This window comes from Myxococcus sp. AS-1-15, assembly GCF_020037055.1.
Classification (GTDB): Bacteria; Myxococcota; Myxococcia; order Myxococcales; family Myxococcaceae; genus Myxococcus; species Myxococcus fulvus.
This window is the reverse complement of record NZ_JAIQDF010000023.1, coordinates 126044-152954: the sequence shown is the minus strand read 5'-3', so window position 1 is coordinate 152954 and position 26911 is coordinate 126044. Positions and strand designations below refer to the sequence as shown.

Annotated in this window: 18 protein-coding genes; 13 read left to right on the top strand and 5 right to left on the bottom strand. The window is 71.9% G+C overall.

Annotated elements, in window-relative coordinates; genetic code table 11:
- Window positions 1–107 precede the first annotated feature (107 nt).
- The 12 genes from K8625_RS40395 to K8625_RS40340 all read left to right on the top strand — a co-directional run bounded on the left by K8625_RS40395 (window position 108) and on the right by K8625_RS40340 (window position 11925).
- Window positions 108–1400 carry a glycoside hydrolase family 2 TIM barrel-domain containing protein gene (locus tag K8625_RS40395; RefSeq protein ID WP_223785694.1) on the top strand — a complete coding sequence of 431 codons (1293 nt, stop codon included), beginning with the start codon at window positions 108–110 and terminating at the stop codon, window positions 1398–1400.
- A gap of 121 nt (window positions 1401–1521) precedes the next feature.
- Window positions 1522–2733: a hypothetical protein gene (locus K8625_RS40390; RefSeq protein WP_223745755.1), complete on the top strand. Its 1212-nt coding sequence runs from the start codon at window positions 1522–1524 to the stop codon at window positions 2731–2733.
- A gap of 7 nt (window positions 2734–2740) precedes the next feature.
- Window positions 2741–3721 carry a HEAT repeat domain-containing protein gene (locus K8625_RS40385; RefSeq protein ID WP_223745756.1) on the top strand — a complete coding sequence of 327 codons (981 nt, stop codon included), beginning with the start codon at window positions 2741–2743 and terminating at the stop codon, window positions 3719–3721.
- A 47-nt stretch (window positions 3722–3768) separates the two neighbouring features.
- Window positions 3769–4287 carry a hypothetical protein gene (locus tag K8625_RS40380; protein WP_141323642.1) on the top strand — a complete coding sequence of 173 codons (519 nt, stop codon included), beginning with the start codon at window positions 3769–3771 and terminating at the stop codon, window positions 4285–4287.
- Window positions 4288–4402: 115 nt separating this feature from the next.
- On the top strand, window positions 4403–5785 hold the full coding sequence (locus K8625_RS40375; RefSeq protein ID WP_223745757.1) for an ATP-binding protein: 1383 nt from the start codon (window positions 4403–4405) through the stop codon (window positions 5783–5785).
- Window positions 5772–6323, top strand: coding sequence for a response regulator transcription factor (locus K8625_RS40370; protein WP_046714908.1), 552 nt, complete (start codon window positions 5772–5774; stop codon window positions 6321–6323). Before K8625_RS40375 ends, K8625_RS40370 begins: the two co-directional genes overlap by 14 nt.
- Window positions 6324–6391: 68 nt before the next feature.
- Window positions 6392–7438 carry a hypothetical protein gene (locus tag K8625_RS40365; RefSeq protein WP_223785693.1) on the top strand — a complete coding sequence of 349 codons (1047 nt, stop codon included), beginning with the start codon at window positions 6392–6394 and terminating at the stop codon, window positions 7436–7438.
- Between the two features lie 2 nt (window positions 7439–7440).
- Window positions 7441–7914: a hypothetical protein gene (locus K8625_RS40360; RefSeq protein WP_223745759.1), complete on the top strand. Its 474-nt coding sequence runs from the start codon at window positions 7441–7443 to the stop codon at window positions 7912–7914.
- Between the two features lie 310 nt (window positions 7915–8224).
- Window positions 8225–8878, top strand: a complete 654-nt coding sequence (locus tag K8625_RS40355; RefSeq protein WP_046714905.1) for a hypothetical protein — start codon at window positions 8225–8227, stop codon at window positions 8876–8878.
- Complete coding sequence (locus K8625_RS40350) at window positions 8875–9339, top strand: (2Fe-2S)-binding protein (RefSeq protein WP_223785692.1); 465 nt, start codon at window positions 8875–8877, stop codon at window positions 9337–9339. The genes K8625_RS40355 and K8625_RS40350 overlap by 4 nt, the downstream gene beginning before the upstream one ends.
- Window positions 9340–9349: 10 nt before the next feature.
- Window positions 9350–11611 (top strand): molybdopterin cofactor-binding domain-containing protein, encoded by a 2262-nt coding sequence (locus K8625_RS40345; protein ID WP_223785691.1) that lies wholly within the window; start codon window positions 9350–9352, stop codon window positions 11609–11611.
- Between the two features lie 56 nt (window positions 11612–11667).
- Window positions 11668–11925 carry a hypothetical protein gene (locus K8625_RS40340; RefSeq protein ID WP_223785690.1) on the top strand — a complete coding sequence of 86 codons (258 nt, stop codon included), beginning with the start codon at window positions 11668–11670 and terminating at the stop codon, window positions 11923–11925.
- Window positions 11926–11950: 25 nt separating this feature from the next.
- On the opposite strand, the gene K8625_RS44340 is transcribed toward K8625_RS40340, so the two are convergent.
- Window positions 11951–15142, bottom strand: a complete 3192-nt coding sequence (locus tag K8625_RS44340) for a PAS domain-containing protein (RefSeq protein WP_370642031.1) — start codon at window positions 15140–15142, stop codon at window positions 11951–11953.
- Window positions 15143–15390: 248 nt separating this feature from the next.
- Window positions 15391–16389: a hypothetical protein gene (locus tag K8625_RS40325; protein ID WP_223785689.1), complete on the bottom strand. Its 999-nt coding sequence runs from the start codon at window positions 16387–16389 to the stop codon at window positions 15391–15393.
- Between the two features lie 187 nt (window positions 16390–16576).
- On the opposite strand from K8625_RS40325, the gene K8625_RS40320 reads away from it, so the two are divergent.
- On the top strand, window positions 16577–18118 hold the full coding sequence (locus tag K8625_RS40320) for a M28 family metallopeptidase (protein WP_223785688.1): 1542 nt from the start codon (window positions 16577–16579) through the stop codon (window positions 18116–18118).
- A 7-nt stretch (window positions 18119–18125) separates the two neighbouring features.
- On the opposite strand, the gene K8625_RS40315 is transcribed toward K8625_RS40320, so the two are convergent.
- The 3 genes from K8625_RS40315 to K8625_RS40305 form a co-directional block, all read right to left on the bottom strand.
- Entirely contained in the window at window positions 18126–21101 is a 2976-nt protein-coding gene (locus K8625_RS40315) for a tetratricopeptide repeat protein (protein ID WP_223785687.1), read from the bottom strand.
- Between the two features lie 96 nt (window positions 21102–21197).
- Window positions 21198–23510 carry an AAA family ATPase gene (locus K8625_RS40310; protein WP_223785686.1) on the bottom strand — a complete coding sequence of 771 codons (2313 nt, stop codon included), beginning with the start codon at window positions 23508–23510 and terminating at the stop codon, window positions 21198–21200.
- 1 nt (window position 23511) lies between these two features.
- Window positions 23512–26910 carry an AAA family ATPase gene (locus K8625_RS40305; protein WP_223745767.1) on the bottom strand — a complete coding sequence of 1133 codons (3399 nt, stop codon included), beginning with the start codon at window positions 26908–26910 and terminating at the stop codon, window positions 23512–23514.
- Window position 26911 lies beyond the last annotated feature (1 nt).

Sequence of the window (26911 nt, the reverse complement as noted above, 5' to 3'; positions counted from 1 at the left end):
ACCGCACGTACGGTTTGAAAGGAGGCGGGTGGAAACGGGCCGCTGACCGGTACCGCGCCACCCATCTACCAATGGCCCCTACGCTTCGCTGTCCTGGCGTCGTCCTGGTGTGGCTGTTCGCGGTGGTGCTGTCCGTAGGTCCGGTGGCGGAGGCCCGGACCACCCTGGTGAAGGGGGAGGGCGGCTGGAGCTTGCAGGTGGATGGCCGCCCCCATGTCGCCAAGGGGGTGACGTTCAGCGGCAGCGCGGGCTCGGCCGCGTACGAGCAGGACTGCGCGCGGCTCGCGGCGCTCGGCGTCAATACCTTGAGGACCTGGGGAGTGGGGCCGCAGACGCAGCCGCTGTTGGACGCGGCGCACAAGCACGGGCTCAAGGTGCTCGTCGGGCTGTGGATGCGGCATGGCCAGCCCGGCGCGGAGGACGACGACTCGTTCGACTATCTCACCGACACGGCGGGCATGAAGAAGCAGCGCGAGGACACGCTGGAGAGCGTGCGGCGCTACAAGGACCACCCGGCGGTGCTCGCGTGGGGCGTGGGCAACGAGGTCATCCTCAACAGTCCCAACGACGCGGCGAAGGAGGCCTACGCCCGCTTCCTGGAGGGCGTGGTCCGGGACATCAAGAAGGTGGACGACGCGCACCCCGTCATCTCGGTGGATGCGTGGGTGCTCGCGGTGAAGTGGTGGGAGAAGCTCGTCCCGTCGCTGGATGCCTACGGCCTCAATGTCTATGGACGGGGGCTCCAGGCGCTGCCGGAGGCGCTGCGCGAGGAGGGCGCCACCAAACCCTGGCTCATCACCGAGTTCGGCGCGCAGGGTGAGTGGGACGCGCCCAAGGATGAGCGGGGCGTCCCGCGCGAGCCCGATGACCGGGAGAAGTACGCCGTCATCGTCGACGCGTGGAACACGCTGCTCGCGCCCCACGTGCGCACCGGTGACTGCCTGGGGCTCTTCGTCTTCAACTTCAGCTCCACGTTCGACCACACCAGCCTGTGGCTCGGCATGCTGTCGGGCAAGTCGACGCGGCCCGCGTGGCACGCCGTGCGCGAGGCGTACACGGGGCAGAAGCCGCAGCCGCCCCTGCCGGAGGTGGGCGCGCTCGTCGTCCAGGGCGTGAAGAAGGAGACCTCGGGCACCTGGGCGGACGTGGCCTTCGAGGTGAAGGACCCGCAGGGCCGGCCGCTGGACATCTCCTTCGCGTACAACTTTCGGGGCGCGGCCACCCGCTTCGAGCGCGGTGAGGTCATCCGCCTGCGCGCCACGCCGGGCGCCACACCGAACTCTTGGCGCGTGAAGCTCCCCTCGGTGAAAGGCCCCATCAAGCTGTACGGGCTGGCGAAGGACGCCTCTGGCAACCTGATGACGGCCACCACCTCCGTGCTCACTTCCTCTGCGCCATGAGCCGTTCCGCCGTGTCGTGGAAAGGCAGAGCGAATTGTATCTTCGAAGGAATACTGTAATTATCTGATTTCTGAGATTTTAAGGTCTGGGTGGTTGGAGCACGTAGTAGGGTCGGCGCGGCATGCGTCCCGAATCGTCTTCGCGCTCCACCTCCTCGGGCCGGCTGTCGCGCCATCGCGTGGTCGCCGTGCTCGTGGGTGGGCTGTTGCTGGTGTTGGTCGTGGGGGTGGTGACCTTCTGGCGCGGAAGTCTTGCGCCCTCGACTCCGGTGCCGGCTGTTGGCGTCACGCCCGACGGAGGGGCCCCGCATCGGGGCGCTCGCGCGGGTGGGCGGGCCTTGGCCGCGGCCCAAGAGGAGGAGGCCGTCGAGGCTGCGCCCCGGTACGACGCCACCACCTGCTGGCGGGAGCTGGAGCGCTTCAACGACGGCGTGAGCGTGGAGACGTTCCGCGAGTGGGCGGCGCCGCTGCTCGCGTCGAGAGACCCGCTGGTCCGGATGTACCTCAAGGAGCGGCTGACGGAGCTCATCGGCGGAGACGCGAGCAAGGCGCGCGAGGTGTTGGAGTGGACGCGCGAGGCGGGGCCGAAGGAGTTCAAGGTCTTCGCGATGGCGCTGAAGGACTCGGACGCGGTGCACCTGCCGGAGGTGTCCCGGCGCATCCTGGAGCTGGGGCTGGACGTGGAGCTGTCGCCCGAGCGGCGCGCGGGGGTGTTGTCCGCGTTGGACACGCAGAAGCAGCTCTCCCCCGACGCGCTGTCGAAGCTCTCGGACTTCGCCAAGGACCCGGCCTCGGGTGAGGCGGGGTGGGCGGCGGCGCGGACCATCGCCCGGGTGATGAAGAACGACTACGGGCGCACGGCGAACGCGGGGCCCTATCTCGAATCACTGTTGAGCATCGGCACGCAGTCGCTCGACGAGCACGTGCGCTACATGGCGCTCTCCACGCCGATGGAGACGGCGCCGGTGCTGGATGCGCGCGCCACGGACGGCTACGCGAAGGTGCTCACCACCGAGGGCAGCCCCGACGCGCGCGGCGCCGCGGCGCACAACCTGGCCCTGTCCGAGGACCGGACGAAGGTGCTGGACACCTTCACGCGCGCCTTCGAGCCGGAGCAGGACGTGTGCGTGAGATGGGCGTTGTTCCGCTTCTCCGCGCGCGCCGCGGGACAGGAGGCGCTGCCCGTCATGGCGAAGATGGCGCTCATCGACCCGCGCTTCCAGCCGCTGTACCAGGACTTCGAGCGCATCTACGCCAGCGGCGTCGTGGACTTCGAGCGCGTGTGGAACGCGCTGGCGGACCAGGACCCCCTCGGCTGTCTCCACCACGACTGAGCCCTCCATGACGCGCACCTCGTCTTTTCTCCGGGCCCTTCGCCTGCTGGCCCTGTCGTCGCTCCTGCTGTCCGTCCCTTCCTGGTCCGCGCCGCCTCCCGAGCTCCAGCCGGAGACGTGCTCGGTGGAGGGGCTGATGGACTCCATCCGTCGAGGGCTCCAGTCGAAGTCGCCCGCGTACCGGCGCTACCTGCGCGAGCTGTTGAAGGAGTCCGCCGTCACGCTGCCCGAGGCGCAGCTGCGCGCGGCCTTCGAGCGCGAGACGGAGCCCGTCATGGTGGAGCACCTGGCGGCGGCCCTGGCGGCGAAGACGGACCGGGGCGAGAGCCCGGGCACGCTCCAGCTCGTGGCGAAGCGCGCGCTCGGGGACGCGGACCCGGCGGTGCGAGCGGCCGCCACGCGCGCGCTGCGGCGCACGAGCGCGGAGGAGCACACCGGGGACATGTACTCGCGGCTGGTGCGGGACGCCTCGCCCCAGGTCCGCGAGGAGGCCGCGACGAACCTCATCGAAGACAACCAGTTTGTCTACGCGGGCATGCACGGGCCGTCGTCGGACCTGGCGGTGGCGGCGGCCGCGGCGTCCCATGACGCGAAGGTGACGGCGAGAATCCTGGGCAACATCTCCACCGCGGCCATCGGCGCGGGTTCCGCCGGGGCGCTGCACACGCTGCTGGGCAGCGATGACGCGCAGGTGCGCGCCTCCGCGGCGACGGCGCTGGGCGGGGTGCCGGCGTCGGAGATGGCGCGCGCGCGTCAGACGCTCGGCGCGCTGTATCGCGCCGAACAGGACGTGGGTGTGCGGACGGCCATCCTCCAGAGCCTCGCGCGGCTGGGGTTCCAGGGCGCGGTGCCGGAGCTTCGGGCGCTGCGCAGTGTCGACCCTCGGCTGGTCGCCGAGGTCGACGCCTGGATTGGCGCGTTGAGTACCGGTCTTCAGGAGTGGAGCCTGCTCCTGAGGGAGAAGCAGCGGTTGCGTCAGGCTCGCTGAGCAGCAGTCCTTCTGGGGGCCGCACAGTCGGCCCGAAAGGAACAACGATGCGTAGCTCCAAGTCGCGCCTGATGGCGCTGGCGGCCCTGGTCTCCCTTCCCACGGCCGCGCTCGCGTACACCGCCGTGGCGCCGTATCCGAGCACCGTGACGGCCACCACGTACTACTCGAGCGGCACGTACCACGGCGCCGTGGACGTGGCGAACTCGCGCTGCAACTACTGGGGGGCCCAGACGGGCGTGTCCGCCACCGTCTACTGGAACGTGACGGTGCGCACCTCGGGCGTGGTGTGCAACGGCAACGGCAGCGGCAACCAGAACGAGGCGAAGCTCAACCTCGGCAGCGGTTGGTCCTTCCGTCAGTGGCATTGGATCAAGACCAGTGACTCGTATGACCGCACGTGCAACCGCTGCCAGGTCGGAAACCTGGGCGGCACGGGCAACGCCACCGGTCCCCACTCCCACTTCCAGAAGGACCAGTACGGCACCAAGAACACGTCCTGGTACTCCTCGTACACGTCGAAGGGCGAGGCCTTGGACCGTGGTGAGCTGATGGGCTACATCTAACCGAAGCCCCGCACCGGCCAGGGAAGCGGGGCGTCGTGTTCCTCCTCCCTGGCCCGGTGCCCCTGCGTCAACTTGACGCGCTCGCGGACCGGGGGCTTACGGGTTACAAGGAGGCGTGTTCCGCCCGCCCTCCGACTCGCAGGCGGCCCCGCGTGGCTCGCCGGCGTCGAGACAACCTCCGCCTCGCTCCGCGTTCCACCGCTCCGCGCAGGACATGGTGGACCTGCTGTCGTCCAGCGCGATTGCCCTGCGGTGGCTCGCGCGCCTGCGCTGGCACGCGGTGGCGGGCACGGGGCTCACCATCATCGTGGCCGTGCGGGTGCTGATGCTCGACCTGCCGGTGGTGCCGCTGCTCGCGCTGGTGGCGACGACGGGTGTGTCCAACCTGCTCTTGACGCTGTGGCTGCGCCGGGGGCCGGTGGTGAAGACGCACCACCTGGGTGGCGTGCTCGCGTTCGACACGATGCTGCTGACGGCGATGCTCGCGCTCTCCGGGGGGCCGGACAACCCGTTCGCCATGCTGTACCTGGTGCACGTGTCGCTGGCGGCGCTCGTGCTGGGGCGGCGCTGGATCGTCTGCCTGTCCATGCTGTCCGTGCTGGGCCCCATGCTGCTGATGCTGTGGCACGTGCCACTGGCGGAGGTGGCGCATGTCGCCAGCCCCATGCCGACGCACTCGCGCCATGTGCTGGGGCTGTGGGTCGCCTTCTCGCTGACGGTGATGCTCATCGCGCTGATGGTGGCGCGGGTGTCGGCGGCGCTCCGGGACCGACAGGAGGCGCTGGTGCGCGCCCAACTGCTCGCGGCGCGGGCGGAGAAGCTGGCCTCGCTGAGCACCCTGGCGGCGGGCGCCGCGCACGAGCTGGGCTCCCCGTTGGGCACCATCGCCATCGCGGCCAACGAGCTGGAGGCGCTCATCCAGGAGGAGCCGAACGAGGCGCTCGAGGACGCCAGGCTCATCCGCGACCAGGTGGAGCGCTGCCGGGACATCCTGGAGCGCATGAGCGCGCGCGCGGGGCAGACCTACGGCGAGGTGCCCGAGCGCACCACGACGGGCGCGGTGCTCGGGCTGCTGCGCGAGCAGCTGTCGGCCGGGGAGCTCTCGCGGCTGCGCTTCACGCAAGGGCCCGACGTGTCGCTGTTCTTCCCCACGCGCGGGCTGGTGCAGGTGCTGGCCAACCTGGTGCGCAACGCGCTGCACGCGAGCGAGGCGTCGCAGGCGCCCGTCACGTTGAGCGTGCACGGCGACGCGGAGGGCACCGCCTTCGTGGTGGAGGACCAGGGCACGGGCATCCCCCGCGAGGTGCTGGAGCGCGTGGGCGAGCCGTTCTTCACCACCAAGCCGGCGGGGCAGGGCATGGGGCTGGGGCTGTTCCTGGGTCAGACGTTCGCGGAGCTGTGCGGCGGACGACTGGAGCTGGATACGGAAGAGGGCCGGGGCACGCGCGCCACGCTCGTGCTGCCGTGCCGGAGGGAGGCTGTCCATGCAGCGGCCTGAGACCTCCGCGGTGGTGCTCGTCATCGACGACGACGAGCCCTATCGCGAGCGATTGGTGCGCGCCTTCGGGCGCAAGGGCTTTACCGCGCACGGCGTGGGCAGCGCGAAGGAGGCGCTCGAGCTGGCGCCGTCGGTGCGCCCCGGCTACGCCGTCATCGACCTGAAGCTGCCGGATGGCTCGGGGCTCGACCTGGTGCGCGAGCTCAAGGCGCTGGATGCGCGCACGACGATGGTGGTCCTCACCGGCTACGGGAGCATCGCCACGGCGGTGGAGGCCGTGCGCCGTGGGGCCACGCACTACCTCTCCAAGCCCGTGGACGTGGATGACATCCTGCTGGCCTTCGCGGGCGCCACGCTGCCCGCCGGAGAGGCCGCGGCCCTGGAGCACCAGGTGCCCTCGCTGGCGCGCGCGGAGTGGGAGCACATCCAGCGGGTGCTCGCGGACTGTGGCGGCAATATCTCCCAGGCCGCCCGGCTGCTGCGCATCCAGCGCCGCAGCCTCCAGCGCAAGCTGTCCAAGCACCCCGTGCGGCAGTGAGACGGGGTGACGCGGGGTGCGTCACCAAGACGCACGATGCGGCCCGCGCCCTTCGTTAGTGTGGCGGCGTGCGAATCGTCTGGCTCGTCGTCCTCGTCCTCCTCGCTCCGGGCTGTGAGCGTCGCTCCTCGCGCGGGGGCGCCGGCTGGAAGGCCGTGGACGGCGGCATCGTCTGCGAGGGCGGAGGGCTGCAGCACCTGGCCTGCACGGGCCTGTACGGCGAGGGGGGCAAGGGCTGGGAGAAGCGCGCGGTGGGCGCCGGGATTCGCGCCTTCGAGCCCGGCCTGCAGCTCTGGAGCGACGGGCTGGAGAAGTCCCGCTTCATCCTGCTGCCGCCCGGGACGCGCATCGACACCTCGCGCCCGGACGAGTGGCGCTTTCCTCCCGGCACGAAGCTCTGGAAGGAGTTCCGCTGGAAGGGAAGGCCCATCGAGACGCGGCTCTTGTGGAAGAAGTCCGAGGGCAAGTGGCTGCGGACGACGTACCGCTGGAGCGACGACGGCCAGCAGGCCACCGAGCTCACCGACGGCGAGAAGAACGTGCCGGGGACCCCGGGCCATGAAATCCCGAGCCAGGTGGACTGCCTGACGTGCCACGGAGGGCGCGAGGACGAGGTGCTCGGCTTCGAGGCCGTGGCGCTCGGGCACGAGGCGGCGCGGGGACTGACGCTGGCGAAGCTGGTGGAGGAGGGCCTGCTCACCCATCCCCCCGAGCCTCCGCCGCGAATCCCGGGGAGCGAGGTGGACCGCGCGGCGCTGGGCTACCTGCACATGAACTGCGGCGTGTCCTGTCACAACACCAACCCGCTGGCGTTGGGCGGAGGCGGCGGGCTGCTGTTGCGCCTGGAGGCCGCGGAGCTGGGCTCGGTGCACCTGACGGATGCGTGGAAGACGGCGGTGGGCGTGCGCTCCATCTTCCGCACCACGGGCCTGTTCGGAGACGCCGTGCCTCGCATCGCGCCGGGGGACGTGAAGCGCAGCACCTTGTTCCACCGCATGAGCGCTCGCGGACTTCCCGTCCAGATGCCTCCCCTCGGCACCCACGTGGTGGATGAGCAGGGGCGCGGAGTGGTCCAGCGCTGGATTGAGTCCATGCCCGCCACGGCGGAGAGGTGAGCGTGAGCGCGTACCCGGTGGTGCTCTTCCTTCATTCGTGGGTGCGCTGGGCGGTGGTGCTGCTGGGCGTGCTCGCGCTGGGAAGGGCGCTTCGGGGCTGGAGCGGAGGGCGTGAGTGGACGCGCGGGGACCGGCGGCTCCAGGTGTTCTGCGTGTCCGCCTTCGACACGCAGATGCTGTTGGGGATGGTGCTCTATTCGGGCCTGAGCCCGTTCACGCCCTTCTCGCTGCAAGGCGGTCTGCGCGAGAGCCTGGCCCACCCGACGCTGCGCTTCTTCGGCATCGAACACCCGACGCTGATGCTGCTGGCGTTGGTCGTCGCTCACGTGGGGTCCGCGTTGAGCCAGCGCGCGGACGTGTCGGTGACGCGGCACCGCGCCTGGGCCCTGGGGCTGCTCGTCGCGATGGGGCTGGTCGCGTGCGCCATCCCGTGGGCCGGGTTGTCCCAGGGTCGTCCCCTGTTTCGAGGTTTCTGAGGTCCTCGCCCATGTATGACTTCCTCTGGATGATGTTCGTGGTGGCTCCCTCGGTGCCCCGGGCGCCGAGCCTCAAGCGAGCGCCGAGGGCCGCGCTGTCGGAGCGGACCCGGAAGGGGCCTGGCGAGGCGCCTCCCACGCCCCCGGCGAGGCGCGCGCGACGCCCGGTGGGCAAGACGCGTCGTCCTCGAGACCCCGCCGCAAGGTGAAGTGGGAAAGGGGCGTGTGACTCCCACCTCCACGTTCAGTGGCGGGAGTCCGTGGAACATTCAGCTTGAGCAGGGGGGCGACATGCCAGAACCTTGTCGCGATGAAGCTCGCCCTTCCGGTCATGGCCTCCGTGTTCTTCCTCGCGGGCGCCGGAGGATGTCGGCGTCAGCCTGATACCGAGGCTGCGCAGTGGGAACCGCTTCCGCGGGTGGACGCCCGCGAGCTGCGCTCCCTGGACATGTTCCAGCGCATCGAGGACCCGAAGCAGCGCTCCCGGGCGCTGTTCCTCGAAGCCAGTCGCGTGCTGCTGCATCCGCGCTGCGCGAACTGCCATCCGGATGGGGACAGCCCCTTCCAGGAGATGGGCTTCAAGCCGCATGACCCGCCCGTGACGCGAGGCCCCGAGGGCTTCGGCGTCGTGGGCATGGAGTGCGCGGGCTGTCACCAGGACCGCAACCAGGCGCTGACGCGCGTGCCGGGGGCGCCGAACTGGCACCTGGCGCCGTTGTCCATGGCCTGGGTGGGCAAGAGCCCCCGGCAGGTGTGCGAGCAGCTCAAGGACCCCGCGAGGAACGGAGGCAAGACGTTGGCGCAAATCGTCGAGCACAACGCGCATGACGAGCTGGTGGCGTGGGGTTGGACGCCGGGCTCCGGGCGGGAGCCCGCGCCGGGCACCCAGGAACAGTTCGGCGCGCTGGTGGGCGCGTGGGTGGAGACGGGCGCGGAGTGCCCCAGCGAGGAGGCGCGGCCATGAGCATTCGCGTGAAGGTCAACGGCGTGGACCAGGTGCTGGACGTGGACCCGGAGATGCCGCTGTTGTGGGCGCTGCGCGACGTGCTCGGGCTGACCGGGACGAAGTACGGCTGCGGTGAGGCGCTGTGCGGCGCGTGCAGCGTGCACCTGGACGGGCAGGTGGTGCGCGCGTGCGTGACGCCCATCCGCCGCGCGGACGGGCACAGCGTCACCACCATCGAGGGCCTGTCGCCGGACGGCAGCCATCCGCTCCAGCGCGCGTGGGTGGAGCTGGGCGTGCCGCAGTGCGGGTTCTGCCAGTCGGGACAGCTGATGTGCGCGGCGGCGCTGCTGGTGAAGAAGCCGCGGCCGACGGACCAGGACATCGACCAGTCGCTCGCGGGCAACCTCTGCCGCTGTGGGACGTACACGCGCATCCGCGCGGCCGTGAAGAAGGCCGCGGGCACGCCCGACGCGAAGTGACGAGGACGCGATGAGCCAACAGCCTGAGTTGATTTCCCGGCGCTCCTTCCTCGAAGGGCTCAACCTCTCGGTGGGAGGGCTGGCGCTGGGCGTGGTGCCCACCGTGACGCTGGCGGGCGCGGCCCCTGGCGCGAAGGGCAAGCCCGCGGAGCTTCGGCCCAACGTCTTCGTGCACATCGCCTCGGACGGGCAGGTCACCATCGTCTGCCACCGCTCGGAGATGGGGCAGGGCGTCCGCAGCTCGGTGCCGGTGGTGGTGGCGGACGAGTTGGGCGCGGACATGGCGCGGGTGAAGGTGGTGCAGGCCGTGGGTGACGCCGTGTACGGCGACCAGAACACGGATGGCTCCAGCAGCATCCGGGGCGTGTACCAGTCGCTGCGCCGCACGGGCGCCACGGCGCGGGAGATGCTGGTGGCCGCGGCGGCGCGTCGCTGGAAGGTGCCGGCCTCGGACTGCGAGGCGAGGGAGCACGCGGTGTTCCACAAGCGGAGCTCCCGCTCGCTGGGCTTCGGAGAGCTGGTGGCGGACGCGGCGAAGCTGCCGGTGCCGAAGGCGGAGTCCGTGGCGCTGCGGCCCTCGTCGGAGCTGCGCTACGTGGGCAAGGAGCTGCCGCTCTTGGACGGGCCGGCCTATGTCATGGGCACGGCCGTCTTCGGCGCGGACGTGAAGCTACCGGGCATGCTCATCGCGGTGGTGGCTCGGCCTCCCGTCGTCGGTGGGAAGGTGGTGCGCTTCGACGCCGCGAAGGCGCTCGCGATTCCGGGCGTGAAGCAGGTGCTGGAGCTGCCCGTGCCCAAGCGGCCCTATGTCTTCCAGGGCTGGGGTGGGGTGGCGGTGCTGGCGGAGAACACGTGGGCGGCGATGCGGGGCCGCGCGGCGCTGGACATCACCTGGGAGGACGGTCCCAACGCCGAGTACGACTCGGTGAAGTACCGCGAGGCGCTGCTGGAGTCGGTGCGGGTGCCGGGCAAGCCGGCGCGCACGGTGGGGGACGTGGACAAGGCGCTCGCGAGCGCCGCGCGGGTGGTGGAGGCGGAGTACTACGCGCCGCACCTGTCGCACGCGCCCATGGAGCCGCCGGTGGCGCTGGCGCGGGTGGCGAATGGGGTCTGCGAGGTGTGGGCGCCTTCGCAGCATCCGCAGGCGGCGCGCACCGAGGCGGCGCAGGCGTCGGGGCTGCCCGAGGACAAGGTGACGGTGAACGTCACGCTGCTGGGCGGCGGCTTCGGGCGCAAGTCGAAGGCGGACTTCGTCGCGGAGGCGGTGCACCTGGCGAAGATGGCGGGCGTGCCGGTGCGCGTGCAGTGGACGCGCGAGGACGACATCCGTCATGACTACTACCACTCGGCCAGCGCGCAGCGGCTGAGCTGCGGATTGGACGCGGCGGGCAAGCCGACGGCGTGGCTGCACCGCACGTCCTTCCCAGCCATCCGCTCCACGTTCTCCGAGGACGTGACGGGGCCGGTGGCGAGGGATTTGAACCAGGGCGTGCTGGACCTGGCGCTGGCGATTCCGAACGTGCGCGCGGAGATGGGCGAGGCGCTGGCGAAGGTGCGCATCGGCTGGCTGCGCTCGGTGAACAACATCTTCCACGGCTTCGCGGTGGGCTCGTTCATGGACGAGCTGGCGCATGCGCGGGGGATGGACCCGCGGGAGAACCTGCTGGAGGTGATCGGGCCTCCGCGCCTCGTGTCCGTGGCGGAGCTGGGCGTCAGCGCGCTGCCGAACTATGGCGCGCCGGTGGAGGCGCATCCGGTGAACGCGGCGCGGCTGCGCGGGGTCATCGAGCGCGTCACGGCGATGTCGGGCTGGAGCGAGCGCGAGAAGAACGGCCGCACGCTGGGGCTCGCCGCGCACCGCAGCTTCCTGAGCTACGTGGGCGTGGTGGTGTCGATGAAGAAGGACGCGGCGGGACGGGCGCGCGTGGACGAGGCGTGGGTGGCGGTGGACGCGGGGCTGGTGGTGAACCCGGACCGCGTCCGCTCGCAGATGGAGGGCTCCGTCATCTTCGGCATGAGCCTGGCGTTCTACGGCGCCATCACGATGAAGGGCGGCGCGACGGAGCAGTCGAACTTCCGCGACTACAAGCTGGTGCGCATGGCCGACGCGCCCCGGGCCATCCACGTGGACATCATCCAGAGTGACGCGCCCCCGGGTGGCGTGGGCGAGCCGGGCGTGCCCCCGGTAGCCCCCGCCATCGCCAATGCGCTCTTCGCCCTGACGGGGACACGCGTGAGGGATTTGCCCATCGTTCGGACATTTCCGGTGTAGCCGGGCTTGATGCTAGGCTTCTTGGAGTTCCAAGAAGTCTGGCCCAGGGGGACACCATGAAGACGTTCATCATTCGCGGAGCATTGGCTGTGGCGTTGCTGTCCGGATGTGGTGGCGATGTCGAGCCTTCGCTGGAGGGCGACGCGATGAGTTCGGAGTCGGCGTCGCTGGAGCTGCCCGCGTGCGAGGCCATGGACGGTCAGACCTGCCGTGTGCGCATCGCCGAGTGCACCTGGCAGTCGAATGGGGCCCTTGGCGTGTGTCTCTGCAAGAACACCTCTGCGGGATTGCGTTGGGGTTGCCAGGAGTACTGAGCAGCGGGGAGCCGCGGGCATGCCGTCAGTGGATGGACGGCGGCGCGGTGGGCTCGGGCCCGGTGAGCGGCAGCTCGACGATGAGCGTGGCGCCGTGGCCCCGCCGGCTCTCCGCGCGGATGGTGCCCTGGTGTGCCTCTACAATCCGGCGGCTGATGAAGAGGCCCAATCCCAGTCCCCCGTAGTTGCGCGCGGGGACTGCGCGGCCGAACTTCTCGAAGATGCGCTCCAGGTCCTCGGACGCGATGCCGATGCCCTCGTCGCTCACCAGGATTCGTCCCCGCCCCGCGCGCTCCTCCACGCGGATTCGCACGGGCCTGCCGGGCCCGTACTTGATGGCGTTGGACACCAGCCCCCGCACCACCTGCTCCAATCTGCGCGCATCCCACCGGCCCACCACCGCCACGGGCGCCTCGACCTCGAGCACGCTGTCCGCCTGCGCCGCCTGCGCCCGGAGCTGCTCCGCCACCTCGCGCGCCACCGCGGACAGGTCCACCCGCCCCAGCTCCAACGGCAGCGGTGAGCCCGCCAACTGCGTCACGTCCAGCAAATCATTGATGAGCGCGGCCAGCTTGCGCACCTGCAGCGACGTGCTCTCCGCCGCCCGCATCACGCTGTGACGCAGGTGCTCCTCGGACGTGGACGAGCCGGCCTCGCGCGCGAGCCCCTGGAGCTTGATTTGCAGCGGCGTCAGCGGCGTCTTGAGCTCGTGCGAGGCCACCGTGAGGAACTCGTCTCGCAGGCGCACCGCCTCCTGGAGCCGCACCTCCGTGTCCTTCAGCCGCGTCACGTCCTGGAGCGCCAGCACCACCGTCGCCGGATGTCCGTGCATCGCGGGCAACAGCTCGGAGTCCACCAGGATGTCGAGCACCTGTCCGGACGCGACCCGCCAGCGCATCGGCTCCCGCCGCAGCGTCTCACCCCGCGCCGCGCGGGCTCCTGGCATGCGCTCGTTGGGCAGCGCGGCGTCGTGCTCGTCGATGACGTTGTAGACGGTGCCGTAGCGCTCCACCGGCACGCCGAGCGCGAGCTCTCCGCCCGCGAGCTGATGGGCCGCCTGGTTGGCGAAGAGCACCTTCCCCGTCCCCGGCTCCATCATGAGCAAGGCAATCGGAGTCATGTGCAGCAGCGACTCCAGCCACTTCTGCTGGCTCGCCTGGTGCGCGGCCAGCTCCTCGGCCTGATAGCGCGCCCGGACCTGGTCCGTCACGTCCAGCGAGAACGACAGCACCGAGTCCACCTCGCCCCGCGCGTCCCGCAGCGGCTGGTAGACGATGTTGAAATAGTGCTGCTCCAGCCCCTTGTCGTTCAGGTTCAACAGCTGCGGCATCTCCGTGAGCTTCATCGGACGCCCCGACGCGAAGACCTCGTCGATGGCCAGCGAGTACGCCCGGACCTGCTCGCTCTCCCGTGCGATGTCCCGCAGGGAGGTGCCCACCAGCTCCGCGTTCTGTGCCTGCCGCTGGAAGTTCGGGTTGACCAGCGTGAAGGTCTGCTCCGGACCGGAGAGGATGGCGATGGACGCGGGCGCGTTCATCAGCACGTCGTAGAGCCGCGCGCGCTGGGCCTCCACCTCGGCCTCCGTGCGCTTGCGGTCCGTGATGTCGTGGATGAGCACCACGCAGCCCTGGATGCGGCCGCGCGCGTCCTCGCTGGGCACGAAGGTGGCCTGGACATGGATCTGCCGGCCGTCGCGCAGGCCGAGCGCCGTCTCGTGGGCCACGTGCTCTCCCGACAAGGCGCGGCGCACCCAGGCCTTGAAGACGGGATAGAGCAACTCCCCGCCCACCTCGCGCAGCGTCCTGCCCACCACGCTGCTGGGCTTCACGCCGAACCAGGTCTCGAAGGCGCGGTTGCAGAACAGGTAGCGCTCCTCCGGGTCCAGGTAGGCCACCAGCGCGGGCAGCGCATCGGTGATGGTGCGCAGCTGGTGCTCCCGCTGGCGCGCCTGCATGCGGCTGTGCTCCAGCGCCCGCTGCGCCTGGGCCTGCTCCGTCACGTCCCGCTGCGTCCCCCACACCCGCACGAGCCAGCCGTCCTCCACCACGCCCACGAAGTTGGACAGCCGCACCCGCTCCAGGCCCTTCCTGTCCCGCTGGCGCGTCTCCAGGTCCTGCACCCGGAAGCCGCGTTGGACGAAGGCTCGGATGGCCTCGGCCGAGCCCCCCGTTCGCTGGATGAGCTCGCGCAGCGACACGCCCTCCAACTCGCGAGCGGAGTCGAAGCCGCTCATCCGCGCCATCACCTCGTTGCTCTCCGCGATGTGGCCCGTGCGGATGATGGCGTCGACCAGCGCGTCCTCCGGCTGGCGCGTGTCCAGCGGCGCGTCGAACTCCATGCGCCAGATGCCCTCCGTGCTCTGGGCCAGGAAGGTCCGGTAGCGCTCGTCACTCGCCGCGAGCGCGCGCGTCGTCTGCCGCAGCTCCTGCTCCGCCTGCTTGCGCTCGCTGACGTCCTCGGCCGTGGACATCCACTCGCGCACCAGGCCGTCGTCGTCGAACACCGGCACGCCCCGGAGGATGACGTCCCGCCACGTCCCGTCGCGGTGCTGCAGGCGCACCTCCCCGCGGTACGGCTCGCTTGTCTTCAAGGCGGAGCGCCACTCCGCCACGAAGCGCCCGCGGTCCCCGGGGTGGATGGCGTCGAGCCAGCCGAGCCCCAGGTGGGCACCCCGCGACTGTCCGGTGAAGGCCATCCAGCGGGGAGCCGCCTCGGTCAGCTCCCCCTGCGCATCCGTGGTCCACACCGGCTGGGCCGTGGCCTCCACCAGCGAGCGGAAGCGCTCCTGATTCAGCCGGTTGGCCTGCTGCGCGAGCTTGTGCTCCGTCGTCTCCACGACGGTGATGCCCACGCCCTGCATCGCGCCCCCCGCGTCCCGCACGGGGAAGTAGTTGATGACGAAGCTGCGGGGGACGCCGAGCGCCTTGGCCGTGGCGCCGACAATCTCCAGGTTGCGCACCGGCTGCCCGTGCTCCAGCACCTGTCGGTAGTGCGGCTCGATGAAGGGCCACAGGTCCGGCACCACGTCGCGGACCTTGCGGCCCAGGTGCGCGTGGCGCGGCAGGCCGTTCATCTCCGCGAGCGCCTCGTTGATGTGGATGTAGCGCAGCTCCAGGTCGACGAAGGCCAGGCCCACGGGCGCCCCCGCGACCATCGTCTCGAGGAAGAAGCGGGACTGCTCCGGGGAGATACCCTCGATGGCCTCCTCGTCCGTCACGCTGGCGCCTGGTCCCCGCACACGGTGTTCCCCCGGCCGGCTCCACCCAGGATGGGTGGTGGGTAGGTCGTGCCCGCGCGCGCTTCCGGGCACACCCCACCCACCGCGAGTCTGTACATCCTCCCTGTCACCGGGGAGATGCGGGCTCACCAGGAGGCGAGCCCGCGGTCGTCGGGTGACAGTGGAGGACGCATGGCACCTGGGGGCGGGGACTTGCGCCCGCCGGGCCGTCTGCCCTCACGCGTGTGTCAGAGCTCGTGCCACGTCTGCTCGAAGACGATGACCTTGTACGACTGGGGGAAGAGCATGATGTAGAGGATGCGGTGGGTGTCTCCGTTGGGGCCGGTGGAGTACTCGCGGAAGTAGCGCTTCACCTGCACCGTCTCCGTCCCGTTGCCGTACGTCTCCAGGATGACGGGCAGCAGCGGGCGGAACTGGAACCACATGGAGCTGCTCGTCTCCGACAGGGAGAGCACCGCCGGCGCGGGGTCGCTGCGGTAGACCTGGTAGCGCCCCTGGGCGAGCACCGCCTGGACGGCCTGGTCCAGCGTGGCCTGCCCGGTGAAGGTCCAGTAGTAGTCGAGCCGACGCAGGGAGCCCGTCTCATTCTCGAACCAGTCATTGCCCTGGTCGACCACGGACTGGAGGCGCTCGGTGATGGGCTGCTCGAGCCAGCTCAGCGTGAGGCCCGCGGGCGGCGCCGGCGGGTTGACGAGGCAGGTGCCGCCGACACACGAGGCCGCGAGGCGGAACTGCTTGTTCGCGGCGTTCACGAAGCCGACCACCGCCAGGTACTCGCCCGTCTTCGGCACCGTCACCAGCTCCACCTTGCTGAGCGTGCCGTAGCCCGAGTCGTCGTCCTGCGCGAGCGGCGTCACCCCGAAGCTCCCGTTGGCGTCCTTGGGGCCGTAGAGGAACAGGCCGGTGTCCAGGTACATGGAGCTGCCCAGGTGCGTGACTTCGAGCCGGAGCTGCGCGCCCGCGTTCGCCTGGATGGTGTAGCCGAAGTAGCCGGGCTGCGAGCCCGGGTAGCCGGCCACCGCGCCGCCCACGGGCAGCACCCCCTGGTCCACGACGCTGTCCGCGATGTTCCCGCTGGGCGGTGTCGGCGGAGCGGCCACGAGCCCCGCCTGGCCCTGCTCCAGCGGCGCGTCGTCGGAGGCGGGCGCCTGGGGCGCTCCACCACACGCGCTCAACAGGGCCGCCGGCAACGTCCACAGAATGGCTTGCTTCAGATTCCCACGCATCGTCTGGGCCTCCACGGGGTGAGGACGGCGCCACGGCTGGTGTCGCCGCCCTGGGATGGGCCGCCCGTGTGCCATCCCCTCGCGTGGAACTCAAGCGGACGCAGATAAAACACAACAACGATTGTAGTCGGATGTACCGCGAGGTCCGTGGCGCCTTGCGGCTTGAAGCAGACGCGGGAGGTTGTGAATGCTGCGCGTCATGTCCTCACGTCAGAAGCCCTGGAGCGCGGCGTTGGTGTCGCTGGTCCTCGTGTCGTCGCAGCGGGTGGAGGCCGAGCCTCAGGCTCCTTCGGTGCGCGAGCGGGAGGTGATGTCGCTGACGGGAGCGGTGCTGGGGGCCACGCCGATGGTGGAGGACCTGCGCTCGCTGGTGGACGAGGTGGGTGGGCGGGCCACGGGCTCGGAGGCCAACCGTCGCGCGGTGGAGTGGGCGCTGGAGCGCTTCCGGGAGGCGGGCGTCAGCGCGAAGGCGGAGCCGTTCCGGATGCCGACGCTGTGGCTGGAGCAGGGCGCGAGCGCGACGGTGCAGGGCAAGGGCGTGCGCTTCTCGCCCCGGGTGGCGGCGATGCCCTTCTCGGCCGCGACGCCGAAGAATGGACTCACCGCGCCGCTCATCGACCTGGGGCGAGGCACGGAGGCGGACCACGCCCGCGTGGGCGCGAAGGTGAAGGGCGCCTTCGTCCTGGTGGAGACGGACGAGCTGCGGGACGTGGACGGGCTGTTCCGCGAGTACGCGGAGGCGGTGGGAATCGAGGCGCGCGCGGTGGCCGCCGGTGCCGCGGGCGTCGTCTACATGGGCAGCCGCCCCGGCAATCAGCTCTACCGCCACAACGTGTCGACGGGCGCGAAGAACACCCGGCCCATGATGGTGATGGAGCGCGATGGCGCCCGACGCGCGCAGCGGTTGCTTCGCGCGGGCACGGCCCTCACGTTGAGCGCGGCGTTGGATTTGAAGACGGGCGGGCCCTACGAGGCGCGCAACGTCATCGGTGAGATTCGGGGCACCACCAAGCCGGACGAAGTCGTGGTGCTGGGCGCGCACCTGGACAGTTGGGATCTGGGCGGAGGCGCGCTCGACAACGGCGCCAACGTGGCGATGCTCATCGACCTGGCCCGGCAGATTCGACGCCTGGGGCTCAAGCCCGCGCGGACGATTCGCTTCGCGCTCTGGAACGGCGAGGAGCAGGGTCTGTATGGCTCGGCGGGCTACGTGCGCTCGCACGCGGCGGAGCTGGACGGGCACGTCATGGCGCTGTCGGTGGACATCGGCTGCGGGCGCATCAACGGCTTCTTCACCAACGGCCGGCCTCCGCTGGTGCCCCTGGTGGACCGGGCGCTCGCGCCAGTGGCGGGCCTGGGGCCCTTCACCCAGGTCGACGTGCCGGTGGTGGGCACCGACAACCTGGACTTCATGCTCAGCGGCGTGGCGAACCTCATCGCCAACCAGGAGTCCGCGACGTACGGGCCCAACTACCACGCGCGCTCGGACGAGTTCGAGCAGTGCGACGCGCGCACGCTGCGCGGCAACGCGGCGGTGGTGGGCTCGCTGGCGTGGGGCTTCGCCACCATGGAGGAGCGGCTGGGGCGTCAGGGCCGCGCGGAGGTGGAGGCGCTCATGAAGGCGACGGACCTGCCCCAGCAGCTGCGCTCCTTCAACCTCTGGGACGAGTGGCAGGAGGGCAAGCGCGGCAGCCTCGCCGACAAGCAGGCGACGCCCACGCCGCGCTGAAGCGCCCTCAGCGCAGGCGGTGCTCGGCGAGCCAGGTGTCGATGAGCGGCTGGGTCCTCGGGGACGGGTCCTCCGTGAGGGCCATGGCCTTCGCCTCGTTGGCGAGCCGCACGGCGCGCTCGCGGTCCTTGCCGGAGTCCCACAGGGCCTGGGCCAGGAAGAAGCGCACCTCGGTGCGGTGGCCGGGGCCCGGCAGGGCCTTGTCCCAGCCCGCGACGGCGCGCTCCAGCGGCGCCAGCGCCTCGCGGGGCCGGCCGAGCTTGAGGAAGGCGGCGCCCAGGTCCCTCAGGCTGAGCGTCCACTGACTGGCGCTGTCGTCCGCCTGCTGCATCTGGATGTCGACGGCGCGCTGCAGGTGCGGCAGGGCGTCCTCGTACCGGCCCTTCAAGCCAAGCACCCGGGCCACCAGCCGCAGCGGACTGACGAGCCCCGGGTCCGTGAGGCCGCGCGCCTTCTCACGGATGCTCACCGCCGAGAGGAAGCGCTCGAGCGCGAGGTCGTGCTTGCCGCTCTGGAAGTAGAGCACGCCCAGGTTGGCGTTGATGACGGCGGCGCCCAGGCTCACCGCGCCGTCCGTCTTCGCGACGATGGAGAGCGCGCGCTCGTACAGCGGCAGGGCCTCGTCCGTGCGCGACTCGACGACGAGCGTCGAGGCCAGGTCATTGAGCGCGTCGTACACCCGAGGGTGCTCCGGGCCGAGCGTGCGCTCGAAGACGCCCAGCGCCTCGCGCGCGATGCGCTCCGCGACGTCCAGTTCGTTCAAGTCTCGCAGCACGGGGACCATGGCGATGCGCACGCGCGCGACGTCCGGGTGCTCGGGGCCCAGGGCCTGCTGGGTGATGGCGGCGGCGCGCTCCAGGTGGGCCTTCGCCTCCTCCAGCCGGGGGTGCACCCACTGGGTGGAGCCCAGCTCCAGCAGCACGTCCGCGACCTCCAGGCTGTCCGGGCCGAAGGTGCTCTCGGCGAACAGGAGCGCCTGCCGCTGGAGCTCGACGGCCTCCTCGAACCGGCGCTGCTTGCGCAAGAGCGTGCCGGAGTAGGTGAGGAGGTTGACGCGCGTCAGCTCGTTGCCGCCGCCCAGTCGCTCGATGGCGGCGGCGGCCCGGTCCTTCCAGCGCGAGGCGAGCTCGTACTCGTCCAGGCCGATGCACGTCACGCGCACCAGCAGCGTCCAGGCCCGCGCGGCCACGGCGTCCTGACGCGTGGCCTCCGCGGCGTTGAGCGCCTCGAAGAGGGCGGCCTCCGCGCCGCGCCAGTCGCCCGCGCCCTCGCGCAGCTCGCCGAGCAGCAGCGAGATTTCGGCGCCGTCATGCCGGTTCGCCGCGCGCCGGGCGGCGAGCGCCGTGGGCTCCACCAGCGCGACGCCCTCCGCATAGCGCCCGGTGGAGAGCAGCGCGCGGCCCCGGGCGAGGGTGGCGCGCAGCGTGGCGTGCTGGGCCCGGGCCTCGGGCCCCTCGGGAATCACGGCCCCGCCCGGCGCGAGCGCCTCCGAGCAGCCCGACAACGCCGGCAGCCCCTTCACCGCGCGGTGCGACTCGTCCACCGTCCGGGCATCCGCCTGGGACAACAGCCGCGCGAGCGCAGAGACGTCCGCCAGCCGGTTGTCGAGACAGCGCATGCGCCACGCCATCACCTCCTCGGGCTGCTCCTGGCGCACGCGCGTCGCCTCGCAGGCGGTGATGCGCGTGGTCGTCCACGCGGCGGTGTACGCGTCCAGCTCGCGGCGCACGCGCTCCCAGGCGGCGGTGGCGTAGGGACGGCCGGTGGCGGCGAAGGCGTTCTGGATGGCGTTGTGCTGCTCGGGCCCCCAGACGGCGGTCATCTCGTCCGGCGCGCTCGCGCAGGAGCGGGCGCCCCGGGTGTGCACCGCGTGCGTCAGGCCCACGGCCGCGCCGAGCACGGCCACGGCGCTGGCCAGCTGGAGCCCGCGCTTCCATCGGGCCGAGGGGTCCTTCTGGAGCGCGTCCAACAACGCCCCCAGATGCGGGAAGCGGTCCTCGGGACGCCGGGCCAGTCCGCGCAGCAACACGCGGCGCACCCACGGCGGCACGCGCGTGCCGGCGGGCGCGGTCCGCACCTGCCCCGAGGACACCTGGGTGGAGAGCTCCGCCAGCGTGGCGCCCTCGAAGGGCCGCGCGCCGTAGAGGGCCTCGTGCAGCGCCACGCAGAAGGAGAACTGGTCCCCGGCCGCGCTCGCGCGTGTCTTGTCGAGCAGCTGCTCCGGCGCCATGTAGGCCGGCGTGCCGCCCATGACGGAGCGCTCCATGCCCGCGGTGGCGGCACCCTCCGTCGTGGTGGCGGCGCCCTGTGTCGCGGTGGCGGCGCCCAGGCGCGCGAGGCCGAAGTCGGTGACATGGACGTCGCCGTCGTCGCCCACCAGGAGGTTGGCGGGCTTGAAGTCGCCGTGCACCACGCCCGCGGCGTGCGCGGCGGCGAGCCCCCGGCCCGCGTCGAGGAAGAGCTCGAGCACCTGTCGCCACGGGCGCGGCGCGGCCTTCAGCCACTCGACGAGCGTCCGGGCCTCCACGCGCTCCATGGCGAGGAAGACGTGCTGGCCGAAGGTGCCCACGTCGTACACGGCCACCACGTTGGGGTGGGAGACGCGGGCCATGGCCTGCGCCTCGCGCAGCAGGTGCGCGCGCTCCTTCTCGACGTTCAGCCCGAGCGCGCCGGTGCGCAGCAGCTTGAGCGCCACGCGGCGGTCCAGCTCCGGGTCATACGCGCCATAGACGACGCCCATGGCCCCGGCGCCGAGCAGCTCCAGCACCAGGTAGCGGCCCACGGCGGTGCCCTTCTCCAGGGCCGCGTCCGGGCGGCCTGGGAACGGCTGCGCGGGCTCGGTGGGCGGCTCCGCGCCGGCGGCGTCCGGGGACTGGGCGCGCAGGCCCTCGGCGACCATGGACCTGCAGGAGGCGCACGTGTCGAGGTGCGCATCCACCTCCGCGGACTCCTGGGGGGACAGCTCCCCCAGGAGCAACTTCATGAAGACGGCCTCGTCGACACAGCGCATGAAGGAGGGGTCTGGCTCCGGGTGGGGAGGGCGTGGGCGACGATAGCAGAGCCCTGTCACGAGTTGATGTCAGGCCCGGGGCACCACCTCCAGGCGCTCCTCGCTGCCCAGGCGCAGCTCCACGTGCCGGTGGGGCGCGCCCGCATGGGCGGCGAGCCACTGGGCGAGCGGGACGACGGCGTGCTGCTCCACCGCGCGCTTCAGGGGCCGGGCGCCGTAGCGCGCGTCGAAGCCCGTCCGGGCGAGGAAGTCCACCACGTCCTCGCCGAAGGACACCTTCACGCCCCGCCGTGAGAGGCCCTCGCGTCCCAGGGCGGCGTCCAGCGTGCGCCGGGTGAGCGTGCGGATGACGTCCGCGGACAGGGCGCGGTAGGGGACCACCTGGTCCAAGCGGTTGAGCAGCTCCGGCCGGAAGAAGGCCGTGGCCGCGCCCAGGTAGTGGGCCTCCATGTCGCGAGGCCCATCCCCGCCGAAGCCCAGCGAGCGCGCCGCCGACTCCGCGCCCAGGTTGCTGGTGAGCAGCACCACCGTGTTGCGGAAGCTGACGGTGCGGCCCGTGCCGTCCGTGAGCCGCCCCTCGCCGAGCACCTGGAGCAGCAGGTCGTGCACACCGGCGTCCGCCTTCTCCACCTCATCCAGCAGCACTACGCCGAAGGGCTGCTCGCGCACCCGCCGCGCAAGCCCCCCCTGCTGTCCACCCACCTCGCCCACGAGGCGCCCCGCGCTGCCCGGCGCCGCGTACTCGGCCATGTCGAAGCGCGCCAGCCGCGACACGTCCCCGAACAGGTACTCCGCCAGGGCCAGCGCGGACTCCGTCTTGCCCACGCCCGTGGGGCCCAGGAGCAGGAACGCGCCCAGGGGACGTGAAGGGTCGGCGAGGCCCGTCTTCAGCGTGACGACGAGGTTGCGCAACAGCAGCGTGGCCTCGTCCTGGCCGACGATGCGCTCGCGGAAGCGGCGCAGGAGCGCGTCCGGGTCCAGGCGAATCGACGCGTCCACCAGCTCCCGCGGATAGCCCGTGCGCGTGCAGAAGGCGGCCGTCACCGCGCCGGGGCCCACCTCCGCGCCCGAGTCGAGCTGGGACGTGGCGGCGCGCAGCAGCGACACCGCGCCACCGGGCGGAGGCCCCTCGCCGAAGCGCTCCGTCAGCTCGGCCGCGCGCTCCAGGGACTCCGGCGTGAAGCGCACCTTGCGCGTCTTGGCCACGCGCTGCGAGGCCTGCTGCACGGCGGCCCTGGCGGCGGACGCGGGCAGCGGCTCCACCGCGAGGTGTCGCAGGGCCTGGAGGAAGGCGCCATGCGTGCGCTCGGCGCGCGCGACGTCCTCGGGGGTGGCCTCCAGCACCAGCACCACCTCGCCGCCCTCCAGCGCGGGCAGCAGGTGCCGCGCGACGTCCAGGCCCGTGTCGCCGCCGCCCAGCGAGAGCAGCTCCGAGAGGCTGTCCAAATGCAGCACCGCGCGGCGCACCCGCAGCTCGAGCACCATCTGCTGCACGCGCTTCTGCCACTGCCCCAGGTAGGCCATGCCGGCCATGATGCGGCCCCCCGACGTGCTGTAGACCTCCAGCCCGTGGAGCGGGTTGCCCGCGGGGGCGGACTCGGCGCGGTGCACCAGTTCGTGCACCAGCGCCGTCTTGCCCACGGAGGGCGGCCCCACCAGCAGCACGCTGGCGCGCGCGCGCGCGGTGACGGCCTCGGTGAGCAGCCCCACCTCCTTGTTGCGCTCCCACGCACGCTCCAGCAGGCCCGCGCGGACCTCCTCGTTGAGGCAGCGGCTGGCCTCCGCGAGCGCGGGGGGCGGAGGCGGTCTGCGCTCGGCGCTCCGGGATTCGTCGACCCGGGTCGCGCGGGGTGCCTCACGGTGCTTCATCGACACGGAGAGGGTTTCGACGGTCTCATCGCCCAGGTAGGCCAGCGAGTGCAGCCGCTCCAGGGGCGCGAGGTAGAGCTCGTGCCGGACGAGCTCCTCCACGTACGCCTCCAGGTCGGAGAGGTCCTGCAGCGAGCCCTGCACGTCCACGCGCGGCACCCAGACGTGCACGGGGTCCTTGCCCGAGCCCGCCTTGCGCTTCGCGCGCTCCGCCTTGCCGCCGCCGCGCCCACCGCGCGTCACCACGGTGAGCTTGAGGGGCACGGGCAACAGCCGCCCGTGCTGTACGGCGCGCACGGTGAGGTTCATCTTCTTGGTGCGCAGGTCCGGCCAGTGCGTGACTTCATCGTGGAGCTGACCGCGCTTGAGCAGCCGCCCCAGCACCTCCGTCACGTCCAGGCGCGCGGTCGCCAGGTCCGGCGCGAACGAGGCGAGGTGCGGATGCGTCAGCACGTGCGCGGCCACACCCACGCCCGGGTAGCTGCGCACGAACAGGTGAAAGTTCTTCTCCATGTCAGTGCCCTCCTCGGGACTGCTCGCGCAGCACTCGCGCCGCCCAGGTGACGGCGTCCGCGGGCGGCCGTCCGCTCGCCAGGTGTTGGATGGGCGGCTGCATTCCTTCCAGGACGACCCGGCCCGGGGTGGGCGCGGGGGCCGTGCCCGCGCGGCGTGCCTGCTGCTCGGCGAGCTTCAGTTGGTCTCGCGCGGCCACCCGCTGGGCCACGTCCGCGAGCTGCTCCGGCGAGCCCTCCAGTCGCTCCACGCGCAGCAGCGCGGGCCTGGGGCCGTCATCGCGAGGGATGAGGACCAGCGCGTAGCCCTCCAGCTGGGGGAGGACGTCCGACAGACCGAACGCGGTCAGCGTCACCACCGCGCGCCGGACGCGGGCTCCGACGGGGAGCGCCGTCCCGCTCGACTCCCATGATGTCCTGCCATCCGGCTCCACGCGCTCCTCGAGGACGACGCAGCGGCCGAGCCCCTGGGGCAACGAGCCCGTCACGGCGCTCACCGCGAAGGTGGACGCGTCGGCCAGACCCTCGACCAACAGGCTGTGCGTCTCCACGCCGCGCTCGCGCCGGCCAAGCTGGTGCGCGAGCCACTCCACCTCATCCCGCAGCTTCATCACCTTGGGGCGGCAGCGGCGCAGCCGCTCCTCGGGAGACACCGGCAGGGGCTGCGCGGCGTACGCCGGACGGGGCCTCAGTCCACCGCGTCCCTTGTTGTGCCAGCTGGAGTCGTACGCGCGGCGCTCCTCCTTGCCCGCGCGCTCCTCCGTCTCGAGGAAGTCGCGGTCCGCCAGCTCGTTCTCGCGGATGTCCAGGGCCTCGGCCGACAGTCGCTCCAGGCGCTCGCCCAGTTCCAGCGCCTCGGGGCTCGTCGATACGTCTCCCGCCTCCGCGCGCTTCGCCTCCGCCGCCAGCAGCGCGTCCAGCCGCGCGGTGACCTCCTCGAGCGCACGGAAGACCGCGGGCAGCGTCCATGCGCTCGCGGCCTGCTCGGGCGCCCACGCGGGCTCGCGCACGAGCAGCTCCACGGACAGGCCCATGTCGTCACCCTGGCGATACAGCTCCACGCGGGCCAGGTCGTCGCCACCGCGCCGCACCAGGTGATGCGCCAGGGGCACGGTGAGGCGACGCTCCAGCGCGCGCTTCAGGGGACGCGCGCCATAGCGCGGGTCATAGGCCTGCTCCACGAGCAGGTCGAGCAGCGGGGACTCCACCTCCACCAGCACGTTGCCCCGGCGGATGCCCCGACGCGACAGCAGCGACTCCAGCGCGTGCTCCACGACGAGCCGCAGCGCGGCGGGCGTCAGCGAGCGGAAGGGCACCACGCGGTCCAACCGGTTGAAGAACTCCGGGCGGAAGAACGCGCGCACCGCGGAGAGGTAGTGCGCCTCCGCGCCTTCGGGGGCCCGGTGGAAGCCCGTGCGGGCGGCGGCCTCGCGCACGCCCAGGTTGGACGTGAGCACCACCACCGCCTGCCTTGCGTCCACGGTGCGCCCGGCGCCGTCCGTCAACCGCCCCTCGCCGAGGAACTGGAGCAGGGCATCGAACACGCGCGGGTGCGCCTTCTCCACTTCGTCGAAGAGCACGACGCAGAAGGGCTGGGTGCGCAGCGCCGTGGTCAGCTCACCGTCCGGCGCACCGGGCCGCCCGAGCAGGCGGGTGATGCTGGACGCGGAGATGAACTCCGACATGTCGAAGCGCACCAGCCGCTCCTCGCTGCCGAAGAGGGTGCGCGCCAGCGCCTTGGCCGTCTCCGTCTTGCCCACGCCCGTGGGGCCCACGAAGAGGTACGTGGCCAGCGGCTTGTCCGGCGGCTGCAGCGAGCGCTGGAGCGTGAGGATGGCGTCCACCACGGCGCCGACGGCCTCCGGCTGCCCCGCCACCTGCGTGGCCAGGGCCCGCTCCAGCGCCTCGCGGGGGCGGGGCGGCGCGCTGCCCAGCACGAAGTCCGGCAGGCCCGTCTGCTCACGCATCGCGGCGGTGACGTCGACCTCCGTGAAGCGCCGCACGTTCTGCTCCACCGTGCCCGGGCGCGCGAGCACCCGGCGCAAGAGGCGCACCGCCTTGCCCGGGAAGGACTCGTGCGCGACGAAGCGGTGCTGCAGGTCCAGGAGCGTCTCCAGCGCCAGCGGCGACAGCCGCACCGCGGGCCCGCCGTCACCCGAGCCCTCCAGCTCGCGCAGCGTGCCCAGCAGGGCGGGCAGCGTCGTGCGGGGCTCCAGCGCTGGCACGTGCACCACGCGGAAGAGCGAGGCGAGCGTGGGGGCCTCCTCGCGCACGCGCTCGAAGCGCTCCGGCGTGGACTCGGCCAGCACCGTCAGCTCGCCGCGCGCCATGTGCGGCTCCAGGAACTGCGCCACGTTGGTGCGCTCGTTCGCGGTGCGTCCCGCGTAGACGAGCGACGCCAGGTCGTCCACGTAGAGCAGGTCCGCGACCTCCACCAGCTCCTTCACCACGCCCCGGGCCCGCGCCTCCCACTGGCCCACGTAGCTCATGCCCGCGATGAACTGGTTGCCGTCCACGCGCCACACGTCCCGGCGCTGTCCCGCGGCGTCCTGGCGGACGGTGAGCCGGCGCACCACCTCGTGCACCAGCGCCGTCTTGCCCGAGCCCGGCGGGCCCACCAGGACGATGGCCGCGCCCTCGCGGCCTTCCAGTGCGTCCACCACCTCGCGCACGAGCGACTCGCGGCCGTAGCAATGCTCCAGCCCGTCGTCGCGCGCGGCGTGGCTCAGGTTGCGCGCCACCTCGCGCAGCTCCGTGAGCGTGAGCCGCCTGCGGTTGCGCCGCTTCTCTCGCTGCTCCGGTGTCTCGGGCGGCGTCGCGGTCTGCTTCGACTCCGACGCGGACGCGCGGCGACGCCGGGGCGGCTTGGGCGGCCGGGGCGGCGTGCGCGGGAGGATGGAGGGCGCGTAGGCATCCACCTCCAGCAGCTCCAGCCGCTCACGGCCCTGGGCCCAGCGCGAGTCCAGGTTCTTCAGCCCGTGCTCCAGGCACCACGCGCCCAGCCTGCGCCCCAGCGCCTTGGGCAGGTCCTCGGGCCGGGCGATGGCGAAGCGGGCCTCCGGCATGCGCGTGGGCGTCACCACCCAGAAGTCATCGCGAGGCCACTTCTCCAGCAGCACCGCCATGCGCCCCTCCAGCGCGATGCGCAGGCCCTTCTCCCGATCTCTCGCCTCGGTGTCCACCTTCACGTGCTTGAGCGACAGGTGCGGAGGCAGCTGGTAGCTGGCCACGCGCGACGGGTGCTCCTTCTCGAAGCGCTCCATGATGGCGAGCGCCAGGTCGTCGCGCAGCGCGGACAGGCTGGGGCCCACGCGGTGCAGGGCGGGCCAGAAGGCGGGGACCCAGGCCTCGACGAGGCGGCCACCCATGGGGGCGTAGACGAGGGGCAGTTTGAGATCCATG

Bases quoted from the DNA above. Each gene is read 5' to 3' on its own strand.
- K8625_RS40380 (WP_141323642.1), top strand. From the start codon at position 3,769: ATGCGTAGCTCCAAGTCGCGCCTGATGGCGCTGGCGGCCCTGGTCTCC.
- K8625_RS40340 (WP_223785690.1), top strand. From the start codon at position 11,668: ATGAAGACGTTCATCATTCGCGGAGCATTGGCTGTGGCGTTGCTGTCC.
- K8625_RS40325 (WP_223785689.1), bottom strand. From the start codon at position 16,389: ATGCGTGGGAATCTGAAGCAAGCCATTCTGTGGACGTTGCCGGCGGCC.
- K8625_RS40320 (WP_223785688.1), top strand. From the start codon at position 16,577: ATGCTGCGCGTCATGTCCTCACGTCAGAAGCCCTGGAGCGCGGCGTTG.
- K8625_RS40390 (WP_223745755.1), top strand. From the start codon at position 1,522: ATGCGTCCCGAATCGTCTTCGCGCTCCACCTCCTCGGGCCGGCTGTCG.
- K8625_RS40355 (WP_046714905.1), top strand. From the start codon at position 8,225: ATGAAGCTCGCCCTTCCGGTCATGGCCTCCGTGTTCTTCCTCGCGGGC.
- K8625_RS40345 (WP_223785691.1), top strand. From the start codon at position 9,350: ATGAGCCAACAGCCTGAGTTGATTTCCCGGCGCTCCTTCCTCGAAGGG.
- K8625_RS40305 (WP_223745767.1), bottom strand. From the start codon at position 26,910: ATGGATCTCAAACTGCCCCTCGTCTACGCCCCCATGGGTGGCCGCCTC.
- K8625_RS40315 (WP_223785687.1), bottom strand. From the start codon at position 21,101: ATGAAGTTGCTCCTGGGGGAGCTGTCCCCCCAGGAGTCCGCGGAGGTG.
- K8625_RS40350 (WP_223785692.1), top strand. From the start codon at position 8,875: ATGAGCATTCGCGTGAAGGTCAACGGCGTGGACCAGGTGCTGGACGTG.
- K8625_RS40370 (WP_046714908.1), top strand. From the start codon at position 5,772: ATGCAGCGGCCTGAGACCTCCGCGGTGGTGCTCGTCATCGACGACGAC.
- K8625_RS40385 (WP_223745756.1), top strand. From the start codon at position 2,741: ATGACGCGCACCTCGTCTTTTCTCCGGGCCCTTCGCCTGCTGGCCCTG.
- K8625_RS40310 (WP_223785686.1), bottom strand. From the start codon at position 23,510: ATGGAGAAGAACTTTCACCTGTTCGTGCGCAGCTACCCGGGCGTGGGT.